The 19,867-nt window shown below is 58.6% G+C and carries 20 protein-coding genes and 2 pseudogenes; 10 read left to right on the forward strand and 12 right to left on the reverse strand.

The window, feature by feature from the left end:
- Positions 1-101: 101 nt before the first annotated feature.
- Together DEQ92_RS19290 and DEQ92_RS19295 are read left to right on the forward strand one after the other, a co-directional pair.
- Positions 102-1,313 (forward strand): hypothetical protein, encoded by a 1,212-nt coding sequence (locus tag DEQ92_RS19290; protein WP_115821385.1) that lies wholly within the window; start codon positions 102-104, stop codon positions 1,311-1,313.
- A gap of 48 nt (positions 1,314-1,361) precedes the next feature.
- Positions 1,362-1,544, forward strand: coding sequence for a hypothetical protein (locus DEQ92_RS19295; RefSeq protein ID WP_103428022.1), 183 nt, complete (start codon positions 1,362-1,364; stop codon positions 1,542-1,544).
- A 63-nt stretch (positions 1,545-1,607) separates the two neighbouring features.
- On the opposite strand, the gene DEQ92_RS19300 is transcribed toward DEQ92_RS19295, so the two are convergent.
- The gene (locus DEQ92_RS19300; protein ID WP_199522933.1) at positions 1,608-4,142 is read right to left on the reverse strand and encodes a cation-translocating P-type ATPase; all 2,535 of its coding nucleotides are present in this window, start codon (positions 4,140-4,142) and stop codon (positions 1,608-1,610) included.
- A 325-nt stretch (positions 4,143-4,467) separates the two neighbouring features.
- Here DEQ92_RS19300 and DEQ92_RS19305 point away from each other — a divergent pair, with 325 nt between their 5' ends.
- Complete coding sequence (locus tag DEQ92_RS19305; protein WP_089781031.1) at positions 4,468-4,662, forward strand: hypothetical protein; 195 nt, start codon at positions 4,468-4,470, stop codon at positions 4,660-4,662.
- A gap of 18 nt (positions 4,663-4,680) precedes the next feature.
- Here the strand turns inward: DEQ92_RS19305 and DEQ92_RS19310 are convergent, their stop codons facing one another.
- Together DEQ92_RS19310 and DEQ92_RS19315 are read right to left on the reverse strand one after the other, a co-directional pair.
- Entirely contained in the window at positions 4,681-5,502 is an 822-nt protein-coding gene (locus tag DEQ92_RS19310) for an IS5 family transposase (protein WP_089781030.1), read from the reverse strand.
- A 12-nt stretch (positions 5,503-5,514) separates the two neighbouring features.
- On the reverse strand, positions 5,515-5,880 hold the full coding sequence (locus DEQ92_RS19315; protein WP_115821484.1) for a CopG family ribbon-helix-helix protein: 366 nt from the start codon (positions 5,878-5,880) through the stop codon (positions 5,515-5,517).
- A gap of 101 nt (positions 5,881-5,981) precedes the next feature.
- On the opposite strand from DEQ92_RS19315, the gene DEQ92_RS19320 reads away from it, so the two are divergent.
- Positions 5,982-6,809, forward strand: a complete 828-nt coding sequence (locus tag DEQ92_RS19320) for a hypothetical protein (RefSeq protein ID WP_115821387.1) — start codon at positions 5,982-5,984, stop codon at positions 6,807-6,809.
- Positions 6,810-6,886: 77 nt separating this feature from the next.
- On the opposite strand, the gene DEQ92_RS19325 is transcribed toward DEQ92_RS19320, so the two are convergent.
- From DEQ92_RS19325 to DEQ92_RS19335, 3 genes and pseudogenes are all read right to left on the reverse strand, one after another.
- Positions 6,887-7,474 (reverse strand): isoprenylcysteine carboxylmethyltransferase family protein, encoded by a 588-nt coding sequence (locus tag DEQ92_RS19325; protein WP_115821389.1) that lies wholly within the window; start codon positions 7,472-7,474, stop codon positions 6,887-6,889.
- A 98-nt stretch (positions 7,475-7,572) separates the two neighbouring features.
- Positions 7,573-7,911, reverse strand: a pseudogene (locus tag DEQ92_RS19330) (site-specific integrase); the annotation flags it as partial.
- Positions 7,912-8,132: 221 nt separating this feature from the next.
- Positions 8,133-8,657, reverse strand: a complete 525-nt coding sequence (locus DEQ92_RS19335; protein WP_115821391.1) for a helix-turn-helix domain-containing protein — start codon at positions 8,655-8,657, stop codon at positions 8,133-8,135.
- 197 nt (positions 8,658-8,854) lie between these two features.
- On the opposite strand from DEQ92_RS19335, the gene DEQ92_RS19340 reads away from it, so the two are divergent.
- Genes DEQ92_RS19340 through DEQ92_RS19350 form a run of 3 tightly spaced genes read left to right on the forward strand, consistent with a single transcriptional unit; the run spans position 8,855 to position 11,660 of the window.
- Positions 8,855-9,070: a heavy-metal-associated domain-containing protein gene (locus DEQ92_RS19340; protein WP_089769846.1), complete on the forward strand. Its 216-nt coding sequence runs from the start codon at positions 8,855-8,857 to the stop codon at positions 9,068-9,070.
- A 4-nt stretch (positions 9,071-9,074) separates the two neighbouring features.
- Positions 9,075-10,994 (forward strand): cation-translocating P-type ATPase, encoded by a 1,920-nt coding sequence (locus DEQ92_RS19345; RefSeq protein WP_115821393.1) that lies wholly within the window; start codon positions 9,075-9,077, stop codon positions 10,992-10,994.
- A 12-nt stretch (positions 10,995-11,006) separates the two neighbouring features.
- Positions 11,007-11,660, forward strand: a complete 654-nt coding sequence (locus tag DEQ92_RS19350) for a hypothetical protein (RefSeq protein ID WP_115821395.1) — start codon at positions 11,007-11,009, stop codon at positions 11,658-11,660.
- A 33-nt stretch (positions 11,661-11,693) separates the two neighbouring features.
- Here DEQ92_RS19350 and DEQ92_RS19355 read toward each other — a convergent pair whose 3' ends face one another.
- The 3 genes from DEQ92_RS19355 to DEQ92_RS19365 are packed head-to-tail and all read right to left on the reverse strand — an operon-like array spanning position 11,694 to position 13,930.
- Complete coding sequence (locus DEQ92_RS19355) at positions 11,694-12,932, reverse strand: phage integrase SAM-like domain-containing protein (RefSeq protein WP_115821396.1); 1,239 nt, start codon at positions 12,930-12,932, stop codon at positions 11,694-11,696.
- A complete protein-coding gene (locus DEQ92_RS19360; RefSeq protein WP_115821398.1) occupies positions 12,929-13,387 on the reverse strand; it encodes a hypothetical protein in 459 nt (152 codons plus the stop codon). The genes DEQ92_RS19355 and DEQ92_RS19360 overlap by 4 nt, the downstream gene beginning before the upstream one ends.
- A 3-nt stretch (positions 13,388-13,390) precedes the next feature.
- Complete coding sequence (locus tag DEQ92_RS19365; RefSeq protein ID WP_115821400.1) at positions 13,391-13,930, reverse strand: hypothetical protein; 540 nt, start codon at positions 13,928-13,930, stop codon at positions 13,391-13,393.
- Between the two features lie 308 nt (positions 13,931-14,238).
- On the opposite strand from DEQ92_RS19365, the pseudogene DEQ92_RS24550 reads away from it, so the two are divergent.
- Both DEQ92_RS24550 and DEQ92_RS19380 read left to right on the forward strand, forming a co-directional pair.
- A pseudogene (locus tag DEQ92_RS24550) lies at positions 14,239-15,194 on the forward strand (IS5 family transposase).
- 269 nt (positions 15,195-15,463) lie between these two features.
- The gene (locus DEQ92_RS19380; RefSeq protein WP_147299507.1) at positions 15,464-16,441 is read left to right on the forward strand and encodes a hypothetical protein; all 978 of its coding nucleotides are present in this window, start codon (positions 15,464-15,466) and stop codon (positions 16,439-16,441) included.
- 175 nt (positions 16,442-16,616) lie between these two features.
- On the opposite strand, the gene DEQ92_RS19385 is transcribed toward DEQ92_RS19380, so the two are convergent.
- Positions 16,617-16,823, reverse strand: a complete 207-nt coding sequence (locus DEQ92_RS19385) for a hypothetical protein (RefSeq protein WP_115821404.1) — start codon at positions 16,821-16,823, stop codon at positions 16,617-16,619.
- A gap of 314 nt (positions 16,824-17,137) precedes the next feature.
- Here DEQ92_RS19385 and DEQ92_RS19390 point away from each other — a divergent pair, with 314 nt between their 5' ends.
- Positions 17,138-17,677, forward strand: coding sequence for an SRPBCC family protein (locus DEQ92_RS19390; protein ID WP_115821406.1), 540 nt, complete (start codon positions 17,138-17,140; stop codon positions 17,675-17,677).
- A 674-nt stretch (positions 17,678-18,351) separates the two neighbouring features.
- On the opposite strand, the gene DEQ92_RS19400 is transcribed toward DEQ92_RS19390, so the two are convergent.
- Together DEQ92_RS19400 and DEQ92_RS19405 are read right to left on the reverse strand one after the other, a co-directional pair.
- Positions 18,352-19,137 carry a CPBP family intramembrane glutamic endopeptidase gene (locus DEQ92_RS19400; RefSeq protein ID WP_115821410.1) on the reverse strand — a complete coding sequence of 262 codons (786 nt, stop codon included), beginning with the start codon at positions 19,135-19,137 and terminating at the stop codon, positions 18,352-18,354.
- A 291-nt stretch (positions 19,138-19,428) separates the two neighbouring features.
- Positions 19,429-19,839, reverse strand: coding sequence for a plastocyanin/azurin family copper-binding protein (locus tag DEQ92_RS19405; RefSeq protein WP_115821412.1), 411 nt, complete (start codon positions 19,837-19,839; stop codon positions 19,429-19,431).
- Positions 19,840-19,867: the final 28 nt, after the last annotated feature.

Genomic DNA, 19,867 nt, shown 5'->3' on the forward strand with positions numbered 1-19,867 from the left:
GGAGGATATTTCCACACCCAGCATGATCCAACGACAGTCAAATCCAGGATGTAAGAAGTGAATCAGTCAGGTAGAAGTGGCTCCCTGTCCAAGACCGAATAATGTCACCGGAAGAGCCTCAACCACGGGAGAGTTCCTCCCGTGGACAGACCTCTCGAATCGGATCTATTCGGCCACTCTCTGTACTTCTCGCAGCGATTGTTACGCTCACTCAGGTTCCCGTCGCGTCCGCCCACGGTACAACCGGAAGCGGTGGACTCTCGCAAGGACACGGTGTCATTCTTGCTCTCGTCGGTGCCGTTATCCTCGGCGGATTCATCCTTCTCAAACGGACGGATCGTATCACGCCAACAACGGCTCTGTACGGCGTATTCGTTGGGATCGCAATCACTGCACTCGGAGCTGTTCTCTTCGAAGGACTCTCGCCGGATCCGACATATACTGCGAGTTCGATGCCGTTCCCCCGAGCGTGGTATCAGCCACTGGCGCTGCTGAGTGGCTTGGGCATCATGGTCGCGAGCTTCGTCGTTGGGTGGCTCCGCTGGCCATCCCGTCCACGGTACACGTTCCTCGGCATCCTCATGGGATTGTGGATCTCGTACCCCTACCTTCTCCCAGAACTGGCAGGGGATACACATCCACTTGGGTACGCTATCGTCCTCGGAACGCCAATTCTGATTGGCTATGTCATCTGGAAGGACGCAGGGGGTGTCATTCGCGCAGTCATGCGTGATCCGGTTGCGCGTCGCTTCGGCATCGGCGTCGGTGTCGTGTTAGCGCTCTTTTTTGTTACCGTGACGGGCTACCTCTCGTTTTTCCCCGAGGAAGGATTCCCCCAGAAGGTGACGGTCGTCGTTCTGCCCGCAATCTATCAGCTGGTATCGTGGCCCACCCTCGAAATCGCGATTCCGCATCTCCCGCTCATACATATCCCGTTCTTCCTGGCCCTGTCACCTGGCCAGGTCATCGTCGTCGGGATGCTGAGCGCACTCATCGGGCTGAACGCCGCTCTCATTGCTCGTCACTGGCGCGTCGAGGAACGAGCCGGCATGACCGAAGGGACCGCCGGAAGTGCTGCAATCGTCGGGACGTGTACCTGTGGGTGCTGTGGGCCACTCGTCGCAAAGATCGCGGTACTTGCTGCCGGGCCATCGATTGCCGCCCCCCTCTACTGGGTGTTCGTCGATTCGGCCTCGCCGCTCAGTGCAGTATTCATCGTCGGGAGCCTGCTTCTGTTTACTGGCAGTCTGCTCTACTCGGTCCAAACAGCCCGACAGCCCGATCAATCGGCTGCCATCATCCCGGCCGACTGAAATGCCGGATCTGCCGTGAGAACGGGGTTTGAGCGAACGTCTCACAATATGAAGGGGCAACGTCGACAGTACGTGTTTTTGGGACTAGCAGCGGTACTGATCGTTGTCGGCACACTCGGAACCGGCTTCCTCCCGTCGACCCCGTTCTACCAAATCCTCTCTGGAGGCATCATCGTCGCGGGCTTTGCGGTCGGGTACGCGGGCCTCGGAACCTTCGAATTTCTCGAATGATTCGATAGGAACCGTCTTCACCCGGCTACAGCAGGTATCTACCGCTTCGCGGGGTTGGAGTCGCTACTCGGTAAGCAGGGCTCGAAACGAATTCGCCGCGAGAAGACCACCGGTCGCCACGACTGCTCCCATCGCGAACACTGGATTGAGCAACCCCGTCCCCGCAAGAGGGATCGTGATCCCATTATAGAGCAGTGCTAGCCCGTTGTTCTGTTTCACACGTCGACGAGCCGCATCTGCGAGGTCGAACGTCGTCTCCACCGCCGCAAGGTCGTCATCGACGATAGAAATATCCGCGGCATCGGACGCGAGCGCGGTCCCACCGCCGAGCGAGATACCCAGATCGGCCGTCGCAAGGGCCGGAGCATCGTTCGTTCCATCACCGACCATCGCGACCTGTCCACGGGACTGTAGCCGCCGAATCGTCGCAGTCTTGCCCGCCGGCGGAACCCCTGCAAACACGTGGTCGACTCCGGGGTGAGTGCCGAGGAAGTCAGTGGCGGCCTCGTCATCGCCAGTCAGTACGACGATCTCCATGTCACGAGCACTCAACTGCGTGAGTGTGTCGTCCCAGCCCGCTCGTGGCTCGTCGCCCACGACGATGACACCCTCCGCACGACCATCACGACCGACGATGACCGGAAGCCGCCCGACGTCACGAGCAGCTGTCGCCCGGGTTTCGATGCTGTCGCTCACCGACCACTCCAGATCCGTAAAGAGATCAAGATTGCCCACGAGAACTCGCGTATCATCAACAACCCCTTCGACGCCGGTCGCGTGGCTCGTGAACTCGGAGATGTTACGTGCTCGCTCGCGGTCGTCCTCATTCGCGATCCCACCATCGGTTCTGGGATCCTCGCCGGCTTGCTCCTCTTGAGCGAATGCGGTCACGATCGCGTCCGCCGCCGGATGCGATGCTCGCTGCTCCAGGTCTGCGACGGCGGCCAACAGATCTGCCGGTGCATCCGCCTCAAGAACTTCCATCCGACCGGTCGTGATGGTTCCTGTCTTGTCGAAGACGACGACGTCGACGTTCCGAAGCCGCTCGAAGACGGTTTCGTCGAACACGACGATGCCGCGGTCTACTGCCTCCTCGATACTCGTTGCGACGGAAAGCGGCGTTGCGAGTCCGAGTGCCCATGGACACCCGACCAAGAGCACTGACAACGCCGTCAGGACGGCGATCGGGACGCCAGCCCCCACCACGAGTGACCAGACGCCGGCGAGAACAGCCCCACCCACGACGACTGGAATGACGAACGACGCGAACCGGTCGGCCTGTCGCTGGACGCCGTGGTCCCCACTCTGGAGATTCCAGACCGACGTGATGAGGCGGTCGATACTGCTGGATGCACTGTCACTCACCGTGAGGACAGCGGCGCCGTTCGTGACGACCGCGCCGCCGACGAGGTCGTCACCCGCTCGCTTCAGCACCGGGAGCGATTCGCCCGTCACGACCGCCTCGTCAACCGTACACTCGCCCTCGGCAAGCACCCCATCGACCGGGATACGTTCGCCCTCACGGACGAGCACACTCTCTCCTGGTTCGAGATCGCTCACACCGACCGTCGTCGTGGTCCCATCGGCGTCATATCGTCGGGCGTCAGTAACCCGCGAGATGGTGAGGTCCGTCAGGCAGTCCATCGCCCGCTGCTTGCTCAGTGATTCGTAGAAGATCGCAGCGACCACACTCGCGGCAACCACGATCGTCAGGTCGTAGAAGACGTCGATCCGCCCGAGGAGAAACGCGATCGTGCTGTACACGTAGGCACTCACGACGGGGAGTGCGACGAGCAGATCCGTATTCGGCTGTCGCATCTTTAGACTGACATACGCACCCTGTAAAAGCGGAAGGCCGGTGAACACTAGGACCACACCCGTCAGGACAAGAAAGAGCGGCAAGATCAACAGGCCATCTCCACCGCCAATCCCGGATGCACTCGCGTATATGTCTAGCGTCCCATCGCCGAAGAACGACGAGAGCTGCGCTGGATAGAGGAGCACCGCGTACGGCAGGAGCATGAACGTCCCGAAAATAACGCCCGCTGCGTAGCGAAACCCGAGCACTTCGTCGATGTCTCGGCCACCTGTCTCGTCTTGCTGCCGCGACTGGCCAACAGCAGTTATCGGACTATCACGACCACCGTCACGACGCGTCGCCGTATAGCCCAGCGGGCTCAGCGCGTTACAGAGGTCGTCCACCGAGATGCTCGTGGGATCGTACTCGACGCGGATCGTCTCGGTTACGTAGCTCGCTGCAGCGTGGGTGACGCCCGCACGGTCTTCGGCAATCGATTCCAGAAAGGCTTCACACGTCGCACAGTGCATCCCATCTACCTGGAGAAAGACCCGTGACTCGGCCCGCTCTCCGAGTGTGTTTGGTTCGCGTTCACCAGCGTCACCGTCAGTGTCGATTCCGCCCGTGGGTCCGTGTATCGTCTCCGAGCGACTGGAATACTCCCTGTCACCGAGGACGCGTTGGACATCCCGACACCCCGTAGAACAATAGACGCCGCCGTCTTCAGCCGCGACTCGATCATTGGGGACGACGCCACCACAGAGCGTGCACGTGGTAGGTGAAGAATGAGATGGAGGCATAGCTGATCACCACCGGCGAGAAGAGGTACAGCATCGACCGCGGAACATGGGTACCGACCTCAGTCGAACGGCCATTACTGGCGGTACAGATGCATCGATATTAATGCTGTTCGGAGAAGCCGCTTCAATCCAGAGACTTCTCGGAGAGTTCCGGTTGGAGGAACATGACGTTCACGCGGCCGACCGCATCGAAATCCCGGAGTCGATACACTAATTCGGCTCTGTTGAAATCCTATTGATTCGACAACTTTCTCGCTGCAACAGGCGCTAGGTAGATATGCGAACTTATCGAAACAGTCTTCGGTAAATCCGTTCGAGTTCGCCTGTGGATAGAACTGAACTTTACCACGTCATCGGACTATTTCTTTTGGCGATGATGACGCTAACGAGTGATCTCTCGTCGCTCACGTTCCCAGCCAGCATATTTGGTTCTATAGCATTTATTGTCTCCTTTGCTGTGATGATTCTCGCACCGGCATATATTATCGCAGATATTGTGGTAGAACTGGTCGATAACTGAGTCCCCTATATCGAACGTTCAGAATGCCTTGTCGATGTTGTGAGTGAGACAGCAAACAACGAGTTCACGAAACTGCTTCCACCAGCGTCGTGAGCGGACGAATGTGCCATATTTCCGTTTCAGGCGAGAGTTCACCGTCTCGTTCTGACTACGTTGCCCGTAGAGGTCGGCGTCCAACCGAGCGTTCCACGCCTTGTGGAGCGGCGAAAATTCTCGGTGCTTGATCAGGGGACGAATGCCATCTTCACGGGCTAACGCGCGAATCTTCTGGTCGTCGTATCCCTTGTCGCCGAGGAGAATCGCTACTTTACCGGTATTCCGCTCGATGAGCGACGGCGCGATTTTCGAGTCGTGTTTTCTGGTCGTCGTCACGTGTAAGTCGATGATTGCGTTCACCCTCGTGTCCACGAGAAGTGTGACTTTCAACTGCTGAATCGTCAGCTTCGTTCGTTTCGTGTAATGTTTTGAGGCGTGACTCCGGTCGAACCCGGAGGCGTCGATCCCGACGACACCGTTGGTCGGGAGAAGCGTGACTGAGAGATTGAGAAGAACCCGCCAAACGGCCATATCGAGCCGTTCAAACGCTTTACACAACGTCGAAGGAGTGGGGAGCTCCTCAAGATCGAGAGCGCTCCGAACCCGAGGCATCTCGATAAGTTCGTCCAGAAGCGTCCGGTACGTCGTATTCTTCCGAACCTTGAGACAGAGCAAGACGATGTGTTGATGAAGTGTGTACCGCCGTTTCGAGAACTTTGAGGAGTATCGAGTGACCGCTCGCCTAGCCAAGTGCATCGCTTGCTCAACGAACCGGAGTAACCGCGACTTCGGGAGGGCCTCCATCCGTTCAGACTACTAGACGAACCTGTAACTCTCTGAGGATTTCAACAGAGCCACTAATTCCCGGATTCGTGCTGCTGAACCTTGACAGAAGATCGTCTCGAGACACCACTCCCCCTGGTGCATGTGTTGCGTTGTGCTGATGATATCCTCGAATTCGTGCTGGACGGTATGGAGTTTGCCGATGACGAGAGTGTGCTCGTAATCGAACGCCAGTGCCGCGACTGCGGGGCCTTCTAAGCCTTCGAGCTCCGTATGGCGCTCGATGTATTCGTGAATCGCCTCGCGGACGGCACGGGAGCGCGATTCTAATTCTTCCTCTTGCCACGTCGCATCGAACGACTCGAGAACCTCTTGAGGGATATTCAGACTCGTTCTCATACGGAAGCCATAGACGGCGCTCCTCAAGAGTATCATTATTACGCACACCCGGATCGGACCATAACAACCTGTATGAATCAGTCAGTACCCTTATCGAGTATATGGCGAACGGAGTTCTCGGACTCGCACTCGGGGCAAGTGCTCTCGGTCTCACTCACGGACTCGCCCCGGGCCACGGATGGGCGATCGCGGCGAGTTACGCGCTCGACAAGCCGAACAAATGGTTCTACGCGGCCGCATCGAGCCTCATTCTCGGTATCGGACATCTCATCAGTAGCATCGCGATGGTGCTCGTGTACTTCTGGGCACTCTCGTATTTCGGCCTCACCCAGATTCCCTGGATGAACTACGTCGCCGGGACGTTACTCATCGCCCTCGGGATCTGGCAATACTTCAATGGACACGACCATGCTGCCCCGGATCACGGTGACGACCACAGTGGCCATCACGACCACAATGATCACGCTCACGAGGGCCACGACCACGATCACACCCATCACAGTCACAACGATTCTCACGCCTCCGACCACCATCACGACCACGGCGACGAGAGCCAAGGATGGATTGCTCGAGTCCGGCGAATAGTTCCGTTCGTGGGCCACTCCGACCATTCACATTCCCACGATCACATCGATGAGACGGCAGATCGTGGGCTCTACGGAATGGCAGCTCTCGCGTTCGCCCTCGGGTTCACGCACAACGAGGAGTTCGATATCATCGCGATTTGCACCGGTTCGACCTATTGTCTCGAGCTGATGCTCCTCTACTCGCTGGCCGTCATCACGTCACTCGTCGGTGTGACGCTGGTACTCGTGGCTGGTTACCAGCGATACGAAGACCGCCTCGAAGACTACGCAGAATACCTGCCAGCGTTCACCGCCACAATTCTCATCGTTATGGGATTCGGGTTCATCCTGGGCATCTTCTAACCAGCTGAGAGCTTTCCCGGTATTGGGAGGCCAGATTTCTCACGTCGAGGATAGATCTCTCCATACACTAACGGTCCCTACGAGCGAAGGAGATCTTTCAGCGACTCCAGGCTGAAGAATCGAGGCGTCTGTTCACAGTATTCGACATAGGTCTCGCCGTATTGGTCACGCAGCCATGGCTCTTCAGCGTACGGGAACAATACGTAGATGACGATGGTCAATATGCCGTGGATGGCGAGTTTCCACGAGTTCGTCGCGAGAATTGTGCCGACGACGAACGGGATGAATCCCACACTCTGCGGATTTCGGGTGTACTCATAAATGCCGTCAGTACGGAGCTCACCTTCTCGCCCGCTGCTCTCCATCCATCCGAGTTCGAAGAGCGCGGAAAGGGCAAATCCCATCCCAAGCGTTGCGATAACACCTCCAGCAAGCTTGCTTCGAAGACTATCGAACACGAACGGATCGCGGTCAAGTGTAGCCAGCACAGGGAACCCAGCAAACACGACCGAGAGTGCAGACCAATTGAACCACCACCTCCACGAATGCTCACCGATCGGCCACACGCGGTAGTCGGGACGGAGGGCACTCACGATATATCCGACGATTAAGCTGACATCCGCGATGACGGTCGCGAGGAGAGCGCGATCTGCACGCGAGGACATAGTCAATTGTTTTGCAAAGAGTCAGATAAATCCCACCCAGATGATGAGAACAACGCAGTTCCCGGCAGCTCACTAGCGGGCTACGGCTCCCAACGGCATTAATCGACGATACGATCCACATCTTGGAGGGCCTCAGTCGCCACATCCCCGAGTTCCCCAGCCTCAATATGTGAGTACCGCTCGTGAACCATTTCCTCCGAGTTGTCGAGATATCGAGCTGCAACCGTGTAGCCGAACGCTCTGACGAGGACCACTCCCATGCCTCGTCGACCACCGTGAGGAGCGAGATAGTCGTGTTTCGGGTGGTCGATGTCGATCTCTCCGTTTTCAGAGAGGCGTTGCAGAATTGACCGTGCCCCATCTGTCGTGATTGACGGCGGTCGGATGTCCTCTTCAAGTGCCAGCAGGAGGTCGCGAGCGAACTCATCTCGGCGCTCGTGTTCGCCTACGACATGGTGAAAAAGCGGTTCACGCTGCGGGACGTCTCGGACCCGGCGGAGTCCCTGGAAGAGGGGACGATTCCCAATCGGGTGATGGCGGAGGACGACGACTAACGGCCGTCCACAGCGTCAATTCCAGTACGCTAATCTTCCGTACGAAATCATCTCTCCGAAGACCGAGATAGCGGATATCGCCGCCGTGGTGGTCCCGTCTTCGCTTACGATTCCCGCTGAGCGCGGACGAACGCTCGCCGCAGGACGGTCAGCAGGACGTACGTCTCGTACTTCTGGTTCCGACAGTGATCGCACGGCTGCATCTCCGTTGTGATCTCCTCGATCGATTCCTCGTACTCCCCTGTGAGATGGTTCAGTGCCTCCGTGACCTGCGGCTGGATAGCGTCGGTCATCTCCTCCACGGCGGCATCAGCGGTGTCGGGCAGGGAGTACGAGAGGACGATCGTGTTCGCGTGGTAGTACTTCGTCGTGCCGCCACGCCCCTCCTCGAAGCGGACGACGTCTACGAGCCCGGAATCGCGGAGTTCGTTAATGTGGTGCCGAACGGTGTTTTCGGTCCGCTCGATCCCTCGCTCGGTAAGTCGGTCGTGAACCTCGCCGGCCGTCCGTGCCTCATCGGCCAGTATGTCGAGGATCATCGCCCGCATCGGTTCGTCGATGGCGTCCGAGACGCGGGTATCCCTGATCGCGATGTCGTCGAGCTGTTGATCGGCACCGGAACTGCTCATAATGGGACTGCGAGACACGTGCGGGAAAAGGTAGCGGCGAACACTGCTGTCGAGCGCTTCGACCGGACGACTGGCCTGTGGTCGGATCAAATCGAAGCCCTAAACGACCTATTGGACTGTTCCAACGACCAGTATCCCTATTCAAACATATCATCTAAAAAATATATATGGCGGTCCGGGTGCTACGTAGAACTGTGATGAACGAAACAACCCAACTCCGTGTGATGGACTTCGACTGCCCGACATGCGCGAGCACCGTTGAACGCGCCCTCTCGAACGTCGACGGCGTCCAGAATGTGGAAGTCCACTACACGACCGGCCGAGTCGAGATCGAGTACGACGACGACGTCGCTGACCCCGACGCCTTCGCACAGGCCATCGAAAACCAGGGCTACACGCCCCAGCCCGCCTAGATCAATGAACGCACAAACGATCACACAGTACTACCGGAAGAACCGGAAAGCCATCGTCACGGCGGCCAGCGGCCTGCTCTACGGTGGCGGCTGGAGCCTCGGCCACTTCACCGGCTTCGATACAGCGAGTGCCGGTATTCTCATCCTCGCGGCGATCATCGGCGGCTACGACATCGCCAAGACCGCCTACTACGAGGTCACCAACCGGACGCTCGGCATCAAGACGCTCGTGACCTTGGCGGCCATTGGTGCCATCGTCATCGGCGAATACTGGGAAGCTGCCGCCGTCGTCTTCCTGTTCAGTCTCGGCAGCTACCTAGAAGGCCGGACGATGCGGAAGACCCGGACGGCCCTCCAGGAACTTCTGGAGATGACGCCCGACACGGCGACCGTCCGACGCGACGGAGACCTCCAAAAAGTACCTGCCCGCGACGTCGAGGAGGGTGAAGTTGTCCTCGTGAAGCCGGGCGGGAAGATTCCGGTCGATGGGAGCGTCGTCGACGGCGAGAGTGCCGTCAATCAGGCCCCGGTCACCGGCGAGAGTGCGCCCGTTCACAAGACCGACGGTGACGAAGTCTACGCGGGGACGGTCAACCAGGAAGGCGCACTGGAGGTCAGGACGACGGGTGCGGGCTCGGATACGACGCTCGAACGCATCATCCGCCGCGTCGAGGAGGCCCAGGAGGCCCAGTCGCCCACGGAGAGTCTCATCGACCGCTTCGCGAAGTACTACACCCCGGCCGTCATCGTGCTCGCAATCGGCGCGTACGCGGTCACGCAGAACGCGATCCTGTCGCTGACCTTGCTGGTCATCGGCTGTCCGGGCGCGCTGGTCATCGGACCCCCGGTCAGCATCGTCTCGGCCATCGGGAACGCCGCCCGATCGGGAGTCCTGATGAAGGGTGGCGAACACCTCGAACGTGCCGGCAAGATCGACCTTGTTGCCTTCGATAAGACCGGCACCCTCACGAAAGGTGAGACCACCGTCGCGGACGTTGAGGGGTTCGGCGTCGACGACGACGAGGTAATCTCGCTCGCGGCGACTGCCGAGAAGAAAAGCGAACACCACCTCGCCGACGCCATCGTCGACGCAGCGCGCGACCGTCAGACTGCCGCAACCGATGGCGGAACTACGGTCGCCCATTCCGATGCCGCGAGCGCCGAACACCGGTCGGTTCCGGATCCGGATGACTTCGACGTGGTCGCCGGCAAGGGGGTCGTCGCCCATACGGACGGCCACGAGGTCGTCGTTGGGAACCGGGCGCTGCTCGACGACCGCAGCATCGACATCCCGAATCACGTCGCCGAGTACGTCCGTGGCCGCGAGGAACGCGGTGAGACGGTCGTCCACGTCGTGCGAGATGGCAGCGTCATCGGCGTGATCGCCATGCGAGACGAACTTCGAGAGGCCGCTCCTGGCGTCGTAGCGGCGCTTCAGGATGCCAGCATCGAGACGGTGATGCTCACCGGCGACAACGAGCGGACAGCAAGTGCCGTCGCAGGGGAAGTGGGCATCGACAAGTACCGCGCCGAACTGCTTCCCGAGGACAAACAGACGGTCATCGAGGCCTACCAGACCGACGGCCACGTCGTCGCGATGGTCGGCGATGGCATCAACGACGCGCCGTCGCTGGCGACCGCCGACGTCGGTATCGCGATGGGTGCTGCCGGCACGGACACCGCCATCGAGACGGCGGACATGGCGCTGATGGCCGACGACCTCGAACGCATCCCGTATGCGGTCAAACTGAGCAAGGCGACGCGCTGGAACGTCCTCGAGAACGTCGGGCTCGCGGTGCTGACCGTGACTGTCCTGCTCGCGGGCGTGCTCACGAGCTACGTTACGCTCGCCGGTGGGATGCTGGTCCACGAGGCCAGCGTTCTGCTCGTCATCCTCAACGGGATGCGACTGCTCCGACACTAACCACCACAACCAATGACAACAAATTCACCGGGGACTGACGCGACGCACACTAGCACCGACTGGCAGGTCGACTACGACGGCGACCCGATCGAAATCCGCGACCCCGTCGCGGAGGCCCTCGGCGTCCTCACACCAGGCGATCCGTTCGTCGTCACCTACACCGACGCAGTGAAAGAGGCCGGTCACTCCTGTCCGACTGCCTCGGGCGCCTACCGGATCGTCCAGCTCGGGGTCGACGCCCTCTATCCCGACGAATATCCAATCCGAAGCGAAATCGAAGTCCAGGCAGCCGGCCCGCGGGACGATGCCGCATACGGCGTGATGAGCCGCATCATCTCGTACGTGACCGGTGCGACCGAAGACGACGGCTTCGGGGGGCTCGCCGGCGGCTACGGCGGCCGCCGAAATCTCCTGCACTTCGACGCATTCGATCCGGATACGGCGGCGCCGACGTTCCGGTTCCGGCGAACCGACACGGACGAGACTGTTGAAGTGACCTACCATGTTGGCGACGTTCCCGACGGCGGCCCCGCTATCGGGAATCTCCAAGAAATACTCGATGGGTCAGCAAGCAATCAACAGCGGGAGGCGTTCGCTGACGCCTGGCACCACCGGGTACAGGTCGTCCTCAACGACGATTCACTGTTCACCGTCGAAGCGGTGTGACCACGTCGGTCCACCCCCACACTCGAAAAAAGGTTACTCCGGTATACTATCGATCTCCTCGAGCGCCTCAGTGGCGACATCACCAAGTTCTCCAGCCTCGATATGTGAGTAGCGCTCTCGAACCATCTCTTCGGAGTTATCGAGATACCGGGCCGCGACTGTATACCCGAACGCTCTGACCAGTACCTCCCCCATTCCACGTCGACCACCGTGCGGAGCAAGATAATCGTGTTTTGGATGGTCGATATCGATCTCTGTGGCCTCCGAGAGCCGTTGGAGAATCGACCGTGCGCCGTCCGTCGTGATCGATGGCGGCCGAATATCCTCATCAAGCGCCAGCAGGAGGTCGCGAGCGTACTCCTCCCGGCGCTCAGCAATTGCCTCCGGGCGTTCTCCTCGTTCGGCTAGCTCTTCCTGGACGAGCCCTGCGAGCGTCCGTTGGTCGAACGTCGGGAACACCGGCCAGCGCTCCGTCGGTGGGTCCATCAGCTGGCGGTAGCTCCGAAGCGGCGAAATCACCGGATCGGGGAGGCTCGCGGCGTCCCACTGCTGTTTCTTTCGGTAGACGTCCATACTACCGTCGTCGAGCGAAATGTCCTCCCACCGGACCCCACGCCGGCGCGGATCATTCGGGTCTCGGAGCAGTTCCCCGACACGGACAGCTGTGTATGCGAGAACGAACACGAGGGCGCGGTCTCGGGCCACCTTCAGCGCCGCGTAGCGCGCTCGCTGCTTGTCGAGGGGGTCAGTATCCTCGGGGAGTGTCGTGTACGTCTCGACGGCGTCGCGGGCCCGTTCGTCGACGTGGCGGGTGAGGGCGTGGCGCTGCTCGGACGTCCAAGCCTGCTGGTCGCCGGGCTTGCGGCCGTCGTCCTCGGGGAGCGGTGCCATCGCGCTCGCCCGCTGGGCGTAGTGTGCTTCGAGATACCCCTCGTTGACGCACCAGCCGCACCACGCAGAGATATAGCGATAATAGGTTTGTACGGTATTCTGCTTGAGTCCGCGATCTCCACTGAGATGCCGGGCGTACTCCCGGAAGACACGTTCGTCGAGGTCCTCAAAGGTGGGGTCGTCGTCGACGTCGTCGGAGACGATCCCGGTCCAGTCGTCGTCGCCGCGGTCGCCGGCGGCCCACTCAGCAAACCGCTCCAGCTCACGCGCTGCGTTCCGTCGATAGTTCCCGCCGTCGCCACCACGACCCTTCCCCTTGTCCTGGAGATACCGTTCGAAGGAGTTCGCGAGCGACCGATCGGCACGTTCTCGTGATGTCATGAGTCCTCGTTCCCGTACTGGTAGTTCGGACGGACATCCTCGAGGAGCGATTCGATGATCTCCCAGAGGATCAACGAGGGGGTCTCGTGTTCGAACGTGATTCCCCAGCGATCTTCCTCATCGGCAGCTGAGTACTGGAAATGCGTTCGTCCGAGATCTGGATGGTCTTCGTCCTGGTGCCAGCCAGCGTGAAATCCCGTGTTCGGGTCGGTGTAGTTGATACGGAACCAATCGTGGGGGTCCTGTCGATACCACTTGATGGACAGTTCCGGCGACTCAGGCCCTGTCGAAGGGTCAAGGCGGGCGGGATCAAAACGGGCCCGCAGCTGCTTGGCCTCGATATCGTCAGGAACGAACTCCACCGTCGTAATCTGGGGCACGCGGTCGAGAACGTCCCGCTTCAGCTGGGCGTAGAGGTTTGCGTTCGGGTCGCCACCGGGATGCGGGACCGACATCCGTCAGCTACTGGCCTCGGCAGGCTCGTTCGTTGGAGTGAGGAAGTCCCATTCGCGGATGGCGAACCCGACGATGTCGATGCGTCGCTGGAGGTGTTCCCACTCGCGGGCAATCTCACGCCGGCGGTCTTCTTCGTCGGCGTCGAGACCCTCCTCGGCGAGCGTTCCGCGAAGCTGATTCGGTGTCTCGACGTCGAATTCGTCCTCCCAGCCACGGATTTGTGCCTTCATATCGGCGAGCCGGTCCGTGAGTTCCTCGACAGTGTGCCCACTATCCCGGAGGCGCATCGCCTCCTGCATCGCCTGACGGCGGTAATCGGGGTAGTACGTCGTGTGCGTCCCGCTCTCGTCACGGTGGAGGATACCATCGTCGACGAGTCGTTCGAGGACGCGCTTGGTCGGCTCGTGTGACCAGCCCGCTTCGGAGGCGATCCAGTTTGCCGTCCTGGGCTCTGACAGCTGCCGGGCGGCCATCCTTACTCGGTCTTCACCCGTGGTCTGGCGCTCCATCAGACCCTTGGAGTTCGATTCGTCTTCGGTCATACGTTATCGTTCACGCTCTATCTCCATATATGTTGAGGGCCTTCGTTCTATATCGAACTGTTGGATTCCACTCGTTCTTCGACGTAGCTGACTGGAACCTCACCAAACTCGAAGCCCGGTCTCGGCGGCTCTACCCAGGGGGAAGCGCCGTTCTGAGCCGATTGCAGCATTCGTGCTTACCGGACGGCGTCGGGGTACTTCAAAGTGGTCGTGATTACCGGCGTAATCATGACCAATACGGGAAATAGGATTATATGGCTCTGTTGAAATCCTCAGGGAGTTACAGGTACGTCCGGTAGTGTGAGCGAATGCAGACCCTCCCGAAGTCGCGGTTACTCCGGTTCGTCGAGCAGGCATTTCACTTGGCACGACGAGCTGTCGCTCGCTACTCATCGAAGTTCTCGAAATGCCGGGTACACACTTCACCAGCACATCGTCTTACTCTGCCTCAAGGTGCGGAAGAATACGACGTACCGGATGTTGCTTGACGAGCTTATCGAGATGCCTCGGATTAGGAGAGCTGGCTCTGTTGAAACCCTCTTCACGTCTTGCGATTTGCTGAGAGGCTAGTTTCTAACCGGATCGACGAAATACGGTGGACAGAGTAGCTCTTCGCAATGTCAACGCTGAAGGATTTCAACAGAGCCGGAGAGCTATTGATCTTGAGGAACTCCCCTCTCCCTCGACGTTGTGTAAGGCGTTCAACCGGCTCGATATGGCGGTTTGGCGCGTCCTGCTCAACCTCTCGGTCACACTCCTCCCGACCAACGGTGTCGTCGGGATCGATGCCTCCGGCTTTGACCGCAGTCACGCCTCAAAACACTACACCAAGCGAACGAAGTTGATGATTCAGCAGTTAAAAGTCACGCTCCTCGTAGACACGAGATCGAACGCAATTATTGACTTACACGTGACGACGACACGAAAACACGACTCGCAAATCGCACCATCGCTCATCAAACGGAATACCGGGGAAGTAGCGGTTCTCCTCGGCGACAAGGGATATGACGACCAGAAGGTTCGCTCATTAGCCCGTGAAAACGGCGTTCGTCCTCTCATCAAGCACCGCGAATTTTCGTCGCTCCACAAGGCATGGAACGCTCGGCTGGATGCCGATCTCTACGGGCAGCGTAGTCAGAACGAGACGGTGAACTCTCGACTCAAACGCAAGTACGGTGCATTCGTCCGCTCACGACACTGGTGGAAGCAGTTCCGGGAACTCGTTGTCGGCTGCCTCACTCACAACATCGACAAGATACTCTGAACGTTAGGGCTCTGTTGAAATCCTTCAGCGTTGACATTGGAGAGAGCGCTCTTTCTGGCTAGTTTCCGTGGATCACAGTGAAAGCTAGTCTCTCAACAAATCGCAAGACGGTGAGAGGAATTCAACAGAGCTAACGTTAGATATAGTAGAAGAGGATGCCGCCATTCTCGATGAATCGGGACTCAAGCAAAGACGCTGTTCCCCCTCTCGGTCAAAGGGACATTTTACCAACCCAAAGAGTATTTTCAGATGAAACAGGATTTGTTATCATGCGCCGACGATCCCTCCTTGTCTCGCTGGGCGCGGGGCTAACGTTTCCACTTTCGGGATGCGCCGCAATAGGTCCCGAGGAGCCGAATTCCGAGAACGGACACAACGGCCCCGATGTAGGCACGCAACCACCGGTCAGCTTTAACATGGATCCCGTGACGGACCTGGAAATTGCACGCCGCGTCACGTTCCCCATTGATGACGAAATTAACCACTCAGAGCGGGAGTTTGCGGCGGAGGTTATCGCCGATGGCACAGTGACGACGACTGCCACCAATCGACCCGCCCCGGAGGACACGCCCTTCGTCTACGATGGCGCTGTGTACGAACTCCCCTATGAAATCGACGAGTCAGTCCCCGCCACATTGTTCCGAGTCGCATTCGAGGAGCATGACGGCGACATCGACGAAGCGGAAATTATCGAGTACGACGACCTCCCCGAAGTGGACAAAAGGCACCTCGAAGACTATGGGTGGGACGACGGCGGCACCTTTGAGCTTACGAATGTGGCATTCCTCTATCTCGAAGACGATATTGTCGAGTCCGTCTTCGTTCCGGACCCCAAACACCCGGTTATTAAATGGGATTCTGATACGTTCGGGCGAGTTGCCATCGAGGGGTCGGACGACACGGACGTGAACACCTACGAGTACATGGCCCACCAAGTGCATGAATCGGCGGAGGAGTTCGGCCATGACTTCCGTGACAACCACGAGTTTTCGCTCTCGGGGCTCTCCGAAGACCAAGAGGCGATCATTTCAGAGGCAACGGCGGACGATGACGAGTATCAAGTCGAGGAGGGGGAGCCGCCAGAGGAATTCGACCAACTCACAGACCAGTTCTCAGAGCAACCCAAGGCCGAGCGCGTCGATCGGGAGGCAGACGACTCGACACTCTCCGGGGAGTACCTCGTCGGCTACGATGGGGATACGTATTGGACGGAATTGTACATTATCGGAGGAGACGGCTACGCATGATAGCGACGACGGCTTGATAGTACCCGCCATATCACTCACAACCTCGGAGTAGTGTTAATGAACCGGCCTTTCTGATAGCCGCTGATAACTATGCACGCCTACCTAACAGCTGTTTCAGCGGGATAGGTGTTGAACCAATAGGATTTCAACAAAGCCGTTGATTTGAAAGATCACGCTATGGCGTCCTGCGAGACTCCCTCTCTGCCGCTGAGCGACGACCGGCTATGATGAGTTGTACTATCTGCAGGACGACCATCGCTCCGATCAGGGCCGACCCGATGATCGGCGCCGACCCTTCCGTCGTCGGATTGCTGACGTAGAGACCGACCAGACCGAACAGCAGTACGAGTATAACTGGCGTTAGGATGTCCTCGATGGCCATACCGAGACGCAGACATCTCTTCTACAAGTAACTAGCGAATCTCTCTGGTGATTCACCCTCTCCTCTTCTGGAAGATGGACACCCATTTTACGTTCCGCTCCGAAGCACGTTCATGAAAGAAAAGCATGCCTTACTCTACGCCTTACTCGGAATCGTGCTGTTGTTAGTGTTGAGTGGGTTCGCCGTTCGGTTGATATGATACCGGTCCACGGAGACAAAGTCTGGTCTGGTGAAGTCGAGTTCGAGATCGATCGGACGATTGAATCCGGAGCTTCCCCACACCACGGATACGGTATCCCAGCGTCGTACCTGTAATGTTCGAGATTGAACCGACTATCGGAATCGAGGCTCCCCCCGGAACAGTCTGGAAGTACCTGATCGAGATCGAAGACTGGTGGGTACCATCGAACCCGGAACACGAATCACTGGCGATTCTATCTGACGACGAAGAACTTCGAGAAGGTACCAGAATACGAGTGAGAGAGCAAATTGCAGGACTTCCGGGGGTCGCCGTGGGCGAGATAACCGAGTTCAGACCTCCGGAACTGATCACGTGGGAAGCCTCAAACGCCAGATATCGGTATCACGGCCTACACATCTCCGTCAATGAAGGAGTTTCTTGGAAACTCGAACCGACTGGGGAGGGGACGAACCTGACGGCGTACGTGTGGGCATCGTTCCCAGAGACGGTTTTCGGAAGCCTCATCGAATGGAGTTTTAAAAACGTTCTAGACGGGGGTCGAGAAAGATTACCAACATACGAGGAAAGAAATAGAGTATCTCAAAGAAACGGTCGAATCAGAGAATTGAACTGTGGGACTCGATGTGTCAGCGCCACATCCGTGAGCTACTAGGCGGAATCACATCCGATCCTAAATGCTACCGATGTATCGGCACTAGTCTGCTCGGATTTAATAAGACAATCAGCTCAGCTGGTAGCCAGTTTATTGTGCGTGGCCGGTAACTGTTCGATGATGGCAGCGCGAACGAGCGGCAATCACTGGACCGCCTGTCTCGGGCGAACGAACAGGAACGAACTCACGATCCGAACCAACCCGAAGGTACATCGAAATGAGTGAGGAGTCAGGAACGGAGTCTTTGAAAACCGGGTCGAGTCCGTGGCCGATGTTCATCGCCTTCGGATTGGTTCTGTCCGAAGTGGGCGTCTTATTCGCGCTCCGGCCGGTTTCAGTCGGGGGTCTGTTGCTATTCGTTGGATCGGTCGCCGGGATTTTCGCCGAATCGGGATACGTCACTCGTCCTGCTCGGTCGATCGGCGCTCAGGGAATCGCGCTTGTCGGAATCGGAGCTGTACTAGTCCTACGAGAGCAGGCTGGAACGACGATTCGGGGCCAATCTATCGCTATCGCCGGAGTGCTCAGTCTCGTCCTTCTACTCCTCGGAGTCGGATACAGCCGATTCCGTCTCGAAAAATCGACTCCACCCGCCGAATCGTCGGAATCACCGTCTGACTAACCCGAGTACACTGTAACCCGAGGTCGGAATTCAACGGCAGAAAGGCGATGTACTACGCCATTTGAGAGAACTGGAGAGCGATATACAGCAACGAGAACAGCGTCGCGTTATAGGCGCCGTGGGTGAGTGCGGGAACGACGATGTTGTCCGAAAGCTCGTAGACAGCCCCGAAAACGAGCGTCGGTAGGACTAACAGCGAGATACTGACCAACCTGGCGGACGGTGACCCGGAGAGCGAGAAGTAATGGATCGATGCGAAGATGAGGCTCGCGAGCGGAATCGCCGCCACGGCCGGCAATCGCTCCCGAAGACGGTTCTGCACGACGCCCCGATAGAGCAGTTCCTCTCCGGGACCGATGAGCAGAAACGACGCAGGAATCAGGAGCAGTAGCACTTCCGGGTTCTCCATTCCGAGTTGCGCGGCGTTGTTCGTCCCCGCTTCGACGCCCGTAAGCGAAATTGCGGCTGTTGCCGAGAGCCCAAGCGATAGCGCAGCCACGTACCCGACGGCCGTATAGGCGAGCTCGCGGAGTGTGGGGACACGAAACCCGACGTACGAAAAGTCGTACTCTCGATACCGGATGTAGAGGAGGGCGACCCCACCGAATCCGATCCCTGTCGCGAGGACCAACGATAAAACTATACTCAGTACAGGCGTGATCTCGATCCCGGCGACTCGCAGCACCAGACCGGCGACGAGAACGAGACCGAATCCGACAACGATACCGACCGCTGCCAAGAGGACTGAGACAACGAGCGACCGAAGGAGACTCCCATCCCGTTCGCGTGTAGAGCCATCGCCGCTGTTCGGTGTCTCAGAAGCGTGTCGGGAAGGCACAGTCGTCGTTCGTTCTCCGGCGACAAAACGGTTCTTGCTTCAGTTCCGCATGGGATGAGTAGCTGAGACTCTAGCTGATAGTTTGCGGGGATGATTTCCTCTAGTAGCGTCTGCACGTCATCGTTCGCTCGACCGCACGACTGCGTGCGGTCGGATGAGTACACAGTTACAGACAATACAATAAATCGTCTTATTTCCCGCATACGTCGATAATGTCCCCTGAGGCGTACTATCTGACTGATTCAGGTATCTCTCAAGAAAAGGAACGTCGTTGCGACCAAACCAAACGGATTACTTGACGACGACAGTGCCCGTCATCCCGGAACTCTCGTGTGGTATACACACGTACTCGTAGGTTCCAGCGTTTTGGAAGGTGTGTTCGTACGTCTCTCCTGAAGCGATCAGTCCACCGCTGACGTCGTTTCGCGCAGCTCGTTCCGATTCGAAACCACCACTGGCGAAGTACGCCGCGTCGGACGGAATCCGCCCCTCGTAAGCGGTCACTGTGTGTCCGATGTCGCTGTCGTTCGTCCATCTCACGGTGGTGCCAGCGTTAATCGTGGACCGCTTCGGGTCGAATTCGAAGTCATCGTTCATCGAGACGCGTTTCACGCCGTCCGATCCACCGGTGGCCGAACAGCCCGCAGAAGCCGTCACTGCGAGTGTTGCGCCACAGAGTCGAAGTACCTGACGTCGGTTCATAGGTTGTGTGAGTAATGGCCGGAGGGGA

Source organism: Haloferax sp. Atlit-6N (assembly GCF_003383195.1).
GTDB classification, from domain to species: Archaea; Halobacteriota; Halobacteria; order Halobacteriales; family Haloferacaceae; genus Haloferax; species Haloferax gibbonsii.